Source organism: Eubacterium sp. AF15-50, assembly GCF_934835595.1.
Lineage (GTDB): Bacteria > Bacillota > Clostridia > Lachnospirales > Lachnospiraceae > Eubacterium_G > Eubacterium_G segne.
Map to the genome: position 1 here is coordinate 1 of NZ_CAKVZL010000096.1, position 8045 is coordinate 8045.

At 35.2% G+C, this 8045-nt stretch carries 6 protein-coding genes and 1 tRNA gene; 1 reads left to right on the top strand and 6 read right to left on the bottom strand.

Going from position 1 to position 8045, the window contains the following annotated elements:
- Positions 1-27: 27 nt before the first annotated feature.
- The 6 genes from Q5O73_RS09205 to Q5O73_RS09230 all read right to left on the bottom strand — a co-directional run bounded on the left by Q5O73_RS09205 (position 28) and on the right by Q5O73_RS09230 (position 7719).
- Positions 28-990 (bottom strand): V-type ATPase subunit, encoded by a 963-nt coding sequence (locus tag Q5O73_RS09205; protein ID WP_118589783.1) that lies wholly within the window; start codon positions 988-990, stop codon positions 28-30.
- A gap of 11 nt (positions 991-1001) precedes the next feature.
- On the bottom strand, positions 1002-1604 hold the full coding sequence (locus tag Q5O73_RS09210) for a V-type ATP synthase subunit E (RefSeq protein WP_302624305.1): 603 nt from the start codon (positions 1602-1604) through the stop codon (positions 1002-1004).
- A 40-nt stretch (positions 1605-1644) separates the two neighbouring features.
- Positions 1645-2139, bottom strand: a complete 495-nt coding sequence (locus Q5O73_RS09215) for a V-type ATP synthase subunit K (protein WP_021951865.1) — start codon at positions 2137-2139, stop codon at positions 1645-1647.
- A gap of 2 nt (positions 2140-2141) precedes the next feature.
- Positions 2142-4154, bottom strand: a complete 2013-nt coding sequence (locus tag Q5O73_RS09220) for a V-type ATP synthase subunit I (RefSeq protein WP_302669540.1) — start codon at positions 4152-4154, stop codon at positions 2142-2144.
- A 9-nt stretch (positions 4155-4163) separates the two neighbouring features.
- A complete protein-coding gene (locus Q5O73_RS09225; protein WP_118589786.1) occupies positions 4164-4472 on the bottom strand; it encodes a hypothetical protein in 309 nt (102 codons plus the stop codon).
- Positions 4473-4695: 223 nt separating this feature from the next.
- Positions 4696-7719 carry a glycoside hydrolase family 76 protein gene (locus Q5O73_RS09230; RefSeq protein WP_302669541.1) on the bottom strand — a complete coding sequence of 1008 codons (3024 nt, stop codon included), beginning with the start codon at positions 7717-7719 and terminating at the stop codon, positions 4696-4698.
- Between the two features lie 184 nt (positions 7720-7903).
- Here Q5O73_RS09230 and Q5O73_RS09235 point away from each other — a divergent pair.
- Positions 7904-7974, top strand: a tRNA-Trp gene (locus Q5O73_RS09235).
- Positions 7975-8045 lie beyond the last annotated feature (71 nt).

Genomic DNA, 8045 nt, shown 5'->3' on the forward strand with positions numbered 1-8045 from the left:
CTGTCATAATCACCCATTACTGCTACCTTATACATACATTTCCCTCATTCTTTCTCTGATAAACCCGTTATCAAATCCATTTAACTTACATGTTAAAATTATCTTTATGGTCTTAATTTCCATTTCCTTTGCTATGGCATAGGCTATAATTGGGCCTACAGTAAAGGAATTGTATTTTTCGGATTTAATACATTGGACAATTTTGTTATCACACCAGCATTCAAACACTGACATGGATTTCTTTAGTGCATCTACCCCATCTTTAAACCCTGTGCTTTCCAGATAAGTACACACACCTTCCATGCCTCCATCTACTGATGCTGCTAAATCCCTTATGCTTATTCCGTCACAGCTAACAACGCATTTTTTTACAAAATCACTGTTTTTGCCTGTGGCGGCACATCTTACTGCAATTTTTATATTAGCAATGGTAACTGTCGTATCGGCATATTTTCTAATTAACTTACTTTCGGAATTTTCTCCCATTTCCTTTATTTTCTCAAGAGCTGCCTTATCAATTATTACATCGCATATCTGTCCGCTTCCTGTCTGAATCAATGTATCTGCTGCTTCCTTAGCCGGCTTTTCCATATTTTCAGGTAGTTTCTGATACTTTCCCTGCCTTATGGATTCCATAATAATCTCCGGAGACAATTTAGTTCCTTCATAGAAAATATTGTCATTATTACTGTCTGTACAAACCTGCTTAATTGCCGCCTTTAGGTTATGATACTCGTCACCTATCATAAGAATATCCATTTCATTACTGTCATCTGATAATTCTTTTATAAGTTTAGATGTATTCTTTTTTTCTATGGAAATCATTTTCTCTAAAGAATCTGCACCATTTCCCCAGCCCTTGGACTTTAGAAATGCAATGCACTGACTGTAATCACTACACTGCAACAGTGCCGTCATATCATCATCAGAAAATAGCTTTCCCTCTAATGCCCTTATTCTGGCAACACCGTAAGTATAATCCTTTTCCATGGCATTACCTCCTAATTTCCGGTACCAAATAATACTTTATTGGCAACATCTTTAAGCTTATCTGAATTTGCCATAAACAGAGATTTTACCGTGCAGTTTTCTTCAATATCACCGTAAGTTAAAATAAATCCTCCATCAATGTTTTCAGGCTTTTCATTTATTTTAATTTCTCCGCCTTTTTCCTTTGCTGCCTGATTAATTTCATCCTTAAACCATTGAGGCATCCGGCTTAAATCCTTTTCATTAAACAGGATTTTCCCCTTTTCACATGTTACATTAGCCTTAAATAATTCAAGCATTAGTTTAAAGTATTCTTCACTTTCAAGTTCTAAAAAAGTCTTTTCTGCTTTTTCAATTACTTCATTAATGCAGCTCTGTTTTGCCATAAGTATGGTTTTTCTTTTTCTAAATTCACCACCGGATTTTGTTTTTTCCTCATATAACTTTCTGTCAGCTAAAGATTTTTTATTGATTTGTTCTACCTGTACTGCTACGTCAGCTTTTACACCATCCATATACTCGTTGCAATATTCTTCAGCTTCATTTAAAATCCGGTTTGCTTCCTTCTGTGCCTGAGAATGAATTTCCTGCACAATGTTGTCTAATCCACTCATACACTTCTCCTTTTCAACGTATCTCCTTTAATACCGTCTCCTACAATGAAATTCCGTTAATTGCCAGGAATGAAATAAGAAGTGCTAAAATAGCATATGTTTCAACCATTGCAGGGAATAACATTGCCTTTGCAAACTGTTCAGGTCTTCTTGCAACAATTCCGATACCTGCTGCTGCTGTTTTTCCCTGTGCCTTTGCAGAAATAAGACCTACAATTGCAATTGGAAGACACGCTGCGAGTATTTCAAGTCCCTGAAGAGATGATACCTGTACGGAAGTTCCTCCAATGATTCCGATTTTTGATAATGTAACGAAACCGATTAATAATCCGTAAAGTCCCTGAGTACCCGGAAGTAACTGCATAACTAATACCTTAGCAAACTTTGACGGGTCTTCAGTCATAACTCCTGCCGCCGCTCTTCCTGCTATACCTACACCAATGGCTGAACCTGCACCTGCCATTAACACTGCTAAAGCTGCACCTAATAATGCATAAAATAATCCTAAATTTTCAAAAAAATCTCCAAATGTCATAATTAATTCTCCTTTACATTAATGTATTTTGTATTTTCCTTAAAAGGCTTAAACTCTCTGCTTCCGCCTTCATAAAACTTTCCAAAAAATTCAACGTACTGTAATCTGTTGGTGTGAACATAGGAACCTAAAAGATTAATTGCCAGGTTAAATGTGTGACCAAATACAAATACCACTATAAAAAGTATAACTCCGCCTATACTTTTTCCTCCCATGGCTGCCATGGTGTTAATAACCTTTGCAATTACTCCTGTGGCAAGTCCTAATGCCAACAGTCTTGAATATGACAACAAATCACTGAGCCAGCTGGTTGTGTCATAAAGGCTGTAGGCTCCTAATAACAGTCTCTTTATAGGATTTTTTGCCCTTCTTCCTGCCATTAAAAGTATTCCCAACATTCCACCTAATGCCATTACCTTTGCCAGCATATTTATACCTGCCGGAAAAACTATTGTTGTTCCTGAAAGGGATGCAAATAATGATGTTGGAACTAATAGCAATATCAGTCCTATTAAGAACACGTACCATAAAACCACGTCACACACAAATGCCATTACATCCTTTTGCTTAAGCAGCTGGTATCCCTTTATTGCCAGTCCTGTAAATAAATGTATAATCCCGAAAATCATACAGTATATTAACATTTCCATTGGCTTTTCTATAGGTTCAAACCATAATGCCGGAATGGTTATTGTGGTGTCAAAAAATGTTTTGGCAATAACCTGTATTGCATCTCCAAAATATCCGCCAAATAATATGCCCCATACCAATGTGGAAATTCCACAGTTTTTAAACATTCTAAGAGTCTTTTCCATGGTTGGTGACATTCCCGGATATTTTTTTAGTGCAAACAGACAACCTAGAGATATTATTAAACCATAGGCTGCATCACTTAGCATAATACCGAATAGTACATAATAGAAAAATGCCGTAATGGCTGTGGGGTCGATTTCGTTTTTGCCCGGATATCCGAAGGATGTTACCACATCCTCCACTGCCGCAGCAGTCTTATTATTTTCAAGAAGTACGGGAACATCTTCATCTTCCCCTACCTCTTCCGTATCAATAGCCACAACAAACTTTTTTTCCAGCTCCTCAATTAACTTTCCCGATTTTTTCACCGGAATAAATCCACTAACAAAAAACGTGTGCTTTGACTGAAGAATGGTTCCTACAACCCGGTATTTATCAGCCCTTACAGTGTAATAGTCTGAAACACTTTCTATTGACTGTCTGCTTAATGCCTCCCGGGCAAGTTCAGACTTAATTTCAGCTATGTCGCTGTATAAATTTTCAATGCGCTTCCCTCTGTTTTTAATTGAAACAGCCGGCGTGTGATGTGCCACCACCTGAGGCCTGGTAAATCCCAGCTGCCTTAACGCTTTCTCCGTTTCTTCCGTCTTGTCCTTAATACATATACAGGTAATGTATGTCTGGAATTTATCAGCAGCTACTACCTGAATATATACTTCCTTTGGAAACTCTTCTATTTTTTCAATTTCTGAAATTAAAATCTCCTGAGTGTAACTTCCTAAGATACTTCCTAACATAAACACCGTATCCTTTGTTCCCTGATAATTCATTGGAACATCAAGATTTTTCCATATGCTTAATGCCTTAATTTCATCCTGATACTTTGCAATCTGACTTTCCTTTTCATCAAGATTTTTCTTTTGCTGAATAATCCTGTTCACTAAAGACATTATTTCCTGTTGGTCGCTAATTGTCTTTAAATATTCCGAATCAGATATCTGTTTCTTCCCCTCTAGAGAAGATAACATTGACTTCTTTTCAGGTGCATACATATCTAAAATTTCCAAGGCATTTTCAGCTAAAGAAACATTCCTTTCAAAAATTGAAATCTGGGTAGCCGTATTGGTTTTAGTAAAAACCTCATCTTCCTTATCCTTTTCAATTATCTCCAGACAACCACGTTTTTGTAGTAGCTCAAGAATTTTCTTCCGGTTTGCTTTCATTGCGCATATATTAATTTTTTGCATTTGCAAAACTGCCATAAAAACCTCCTAAAACAATGCATCAATTACAGCTTTTACTGCCTCTGGCTGCCTTTCTGCTGCCTCTTCCTTTAGTTTTATTACCTGCTTGTCAATTTCTGCATTAAATTCTCTGTCTGCCTCGCTGCAACTTTTAATGGTTTCTTCCATATCCCTGCGGGCTTTATCTTTCACTTTATCTGTTTCCTCTTCCCTATATGATTGTGCCCTTATCTTAATGTCATTTTTCATGTTCATTGCATTATCCTTTGCCGTCATTACCGTTTTTTCAGCATCTGACTCTGCAATTCTAATTGCATCCACGGTTTCTTTAATCAATACAGGCTCCTCCTTTCTATCCACATTGTCTTTATAATTTCATTTCTTATCAAGTATGATATATCATAGAATAATTATATACAAGTATCATTTTATAACAGTTGTTGTATATTTTTACTATTTCGCATTTTGTATGCTTTTATTACTATTTTACATAATTGTTTTTATGAATTATTTCCTAAAACAATTATGCGTAAAAGTCCTTTTTTTATTCCTTTTATGACTACGGAGTGACTATTGTATTTCCCCAATCATAATCTATTTCTTTTGCATCCTTATTAACAACTTTAACTATTTTATTAAAAAGATAGGCATGAGCTTCCTTTGTATTCATCTTTACATTTTCATAAAGATTTTTTGCAACATCGTAAATAGAATATTGTGAAATATTGTCTCCATATACATAGGTACCATCATCCAGTACGGCATATGCCCTGACCATATACTTTGATGTAAATTCCTTAGTGGAAAATGCTCCGAACTTTATTGTTCTTACATAGTATGTTGCCGTATCGGATTCTCCAAATTTTTGTGCAGCAGTTCCATTAGCGGTAGATTCAAAGCTTGCAATATATTTATTACTACTATTAACGACCATCTCTGATTCCTTAATATTGGTTTTTATACCGTCTACTTCTGACACACCATAAATAAATCCCCACTTTACAACTTGTCCTTCATTTATTTTTAGTTCAACAGACGCAATAGTTCTTATTCCTCCTAATGTTGTACTTATCTGGTATCCCTCTATTTTTAGTTCAGGGCTTGTTACAATATTATATATTGCACCTTTAGGCAAAATTTTGCTTCCATCTGCTGTTAAAAACCTGAATTTTTCTTGATTTCCTGTCACTTTATCTGCATTAGCCAGAATATACATTTCTTCATCTTCAGGGTCAACTAACAGGTATTTACCTGTCTTAACAGATTTTATTGCCACCGATGTATCATCTGATTCTTCATTTAAGTTTTCAACTATAAATTTTGACTCATCATCAATGGTATCTGCATTTGCAGTAATATAATATCCATTTGAGCCATATGCTGCCCTTATATATTTTTCAGTAACTAAAGACTTAAATGAAACTGTACCATCAGAATTATTAACTATACCTATTTGCTCCCAATCTCCTCTACTGGTACTTCTTGCTAAAATAGTTGTATCTTTTGTTCCATTTTTCAACTGGGCATATTTATCATTAGACTCTGAATAAAGAAACATATATCCCTGGGAATTATCTGTTGCCTTTTCAAACTGTATATAGTCCAAATTACATACATGTTCAGTATCTGACTTGAAAATGACATATAAATTTTGTACACCCTTTACTCTTGCTGTATCAACAGAAATTTCTCTCCAATCACTCCAGTCACCTGTATTATCTAATGGAACACTTGCAATTATGGTTCCATTTGTAGAACCAAGCCTTATTTCTATTCTCCCCTTTTTTTCTGCATCTTCTGTTTTTCTTGAATATCTAAGTTTAACTTTTGAACATCCTGTTTTTCCAAAATCAACGTTATAGTATGCAGTGTAATCTCCACTATTAATTCCACCCAGACTTCTTCCTCCACTGGTGTTATCACTGTTTTCAGAAATCAAACCTTTAGTATAGTCCATATCCTCTGCTTCTATAAGTGAATATGCATCTCTTTCAAGTCTGTCAGAATATGTAGGCATATTTGCCATAAGAGATATGGCATTATACGCTGTGTAGCATTCCCATGTTACATCTTCTGATGTTTTCTTATTCCATACACACCATTGCAAATTCTTTGAGTTTTTATTCATCCATGCTATTTTTGCATTATCCCGGAAGAATGATAAATATTCCGGTCTGTTGAAATCCACTATGAACTTTCTTAAATATCTCATTAAAATTCCACGCATTTTTGAGTTGTCTGTGATATATGCATCTTCCTTAATTAATATATTGTTATAACACAAAGCTTTCATTGTATGATTTACAGCATTGCAGGCATCTTCATAATAACTATTGTCTCCAAAGTGTTCATAAAGCATTGTTGCCGCTCCAATAAATGTCCCCTGATTATATGTTGAGCACCAGTATTCATGCATTGTATCCCAGACATGCCCTATTTCCTCTCCTTCTCGTACATACATAGAACTGTTTCTCCAGGCTGAATACAGTTTTTTTGCTTTTTCATAATAAGACATATCCCCCGTTGCTTCAGCCAGATAGCATGCCCCCACTGTTGCAGGTCCATTAATACAGGATGTTGTATCATCATTCTCATGATTCATTTTCCATATAAGCATTCCGTCGCTTCTCTTATTTGCTCTTTCGTACATTAAATCATAATTATGTTTACCATATGTTAAGTATTGTTCATCACCAAACAAAATATATGCTCTAACCGATGCCAAGACTGCCCATGCCAAATCGTCATTCCAATCCTTCCATGCCCAATCTTCTCCGTTGGTTGCTATAAAATCTTTATAAGTTGTAACAAACATATCTTTATATATTGCTTTACCTGTTGTTTCATAGCCATCAAGAAGTGCTTCCATTATTTCTGCCTCTCCCCAAAAACCATCATCACTACTATGAAATGTCATATACCCTGTTTTTTCATAGTATTTATAATAGTAATCTTTAAACGCATTTACCATGGTGTCATTCATTTCCTCTGTAAATCCATTATATTCCACACTGGTCTTTTTTAACTTCCATATTTGTCTCGGTTCATAATCTATACTTTTTGCTTTAGTCCACAAACGAACCTGAGCACCATCTTTATCCCTTTTGTCATCATCACTGATAATTTCCGCACATTCCTCCTCACCGTTGTCGTTTTTTACAGCAGACACAATATAATAACAACCTTCATATTTGCCTTCTGTTATAGGAACCAGTTTCCATTTGTAAATATCCGTACCATCATTTCCATTAAAATCCAGCTTATCACCATTACTTTTTCCTGTTATTTTCATAGTTTTGTCCGTAACAGTATTTGTAAATGTATAATATTCTCCTTCTTCCTTTACATTAAATCTCGCTAAGTCACTTAGGGCATCAGTATTCCATACAACGCAATCAGCATAATAATTTGATACATCTGTCTGGGTTATTGCTTTTTGGTTATAGACCGATTGAATAACATATACTCCGTCATTAATTGCTCCTTCATCTTCCGCCTTCACATTTTTCAAACCGTTTTGTCCCGGCAATGATGTTATAATCAATGCAACAGCAAGACACAATATCATTAATCTTTTTTTCATAAATGTATACCTCCTACTTTTTATATATATTCAACATAACACATTTAATTTTTCCAAACAATTAAACCTAAAATATGATATCCCTGAAAGAAATATGACATAACTTCACAAAAATATGACATATTTTTCTTGACAGTGAAATCTAATTATGGTATAAATATCTTTGTTGTGCAAAATTGCAAATAGGGGTGTAGTTCATCGGTAGAATAAGAGTCTCCAAAACTCCAGAGGTGGGTTCGATTCCTACCACCCCTGCTATTTAAAGAGTTCTGAGTCCTTTTTAAAGGTATTCAGAACTTTTTCTTTTTAGGCAGCTTATATTACAT

Excerpts from the sequence above, each read along its gene's own strand:
- Q5O73_RS09230 (WP_302669541.1), bottom strand. The coding sequence starts at position 7,719 with ATGAAAAAAAGATTAATGATATTGTGTCTTGCTGTTGCATTGATTATA.
- Q5O73_RS09220 (WP_302669540.1), bottom strand. The coding sequence starts at position 4,154 with ATGGCAGTTTTGCAAATGCAAAAAATTAATATATGCGCAATGAAAGCA.
- Q5O73_RS09215 (WP_021951865.1), bottom strand. The coding sequence starts at position 2,139 with ATGACATTTGGAGATTTTTTTGAAAATTTAGGATTATTTTATGCATTA.
- Q5O73_RS09210 (WP_302624305.1), bottom strand. The coding sequence starts at position 1,604 with ATGAGTGGATTAGACAACATTGTGCAGGAAATTCATTCTCAGGCACAG.
- Q5O73_RS09205 (WP_118589783.1), bottom strand. The coding sequence starts at position 990 with ATGGAAAAGGATTATACTTACGGTGTTGCCAGAATAAGGGCATTAGAG.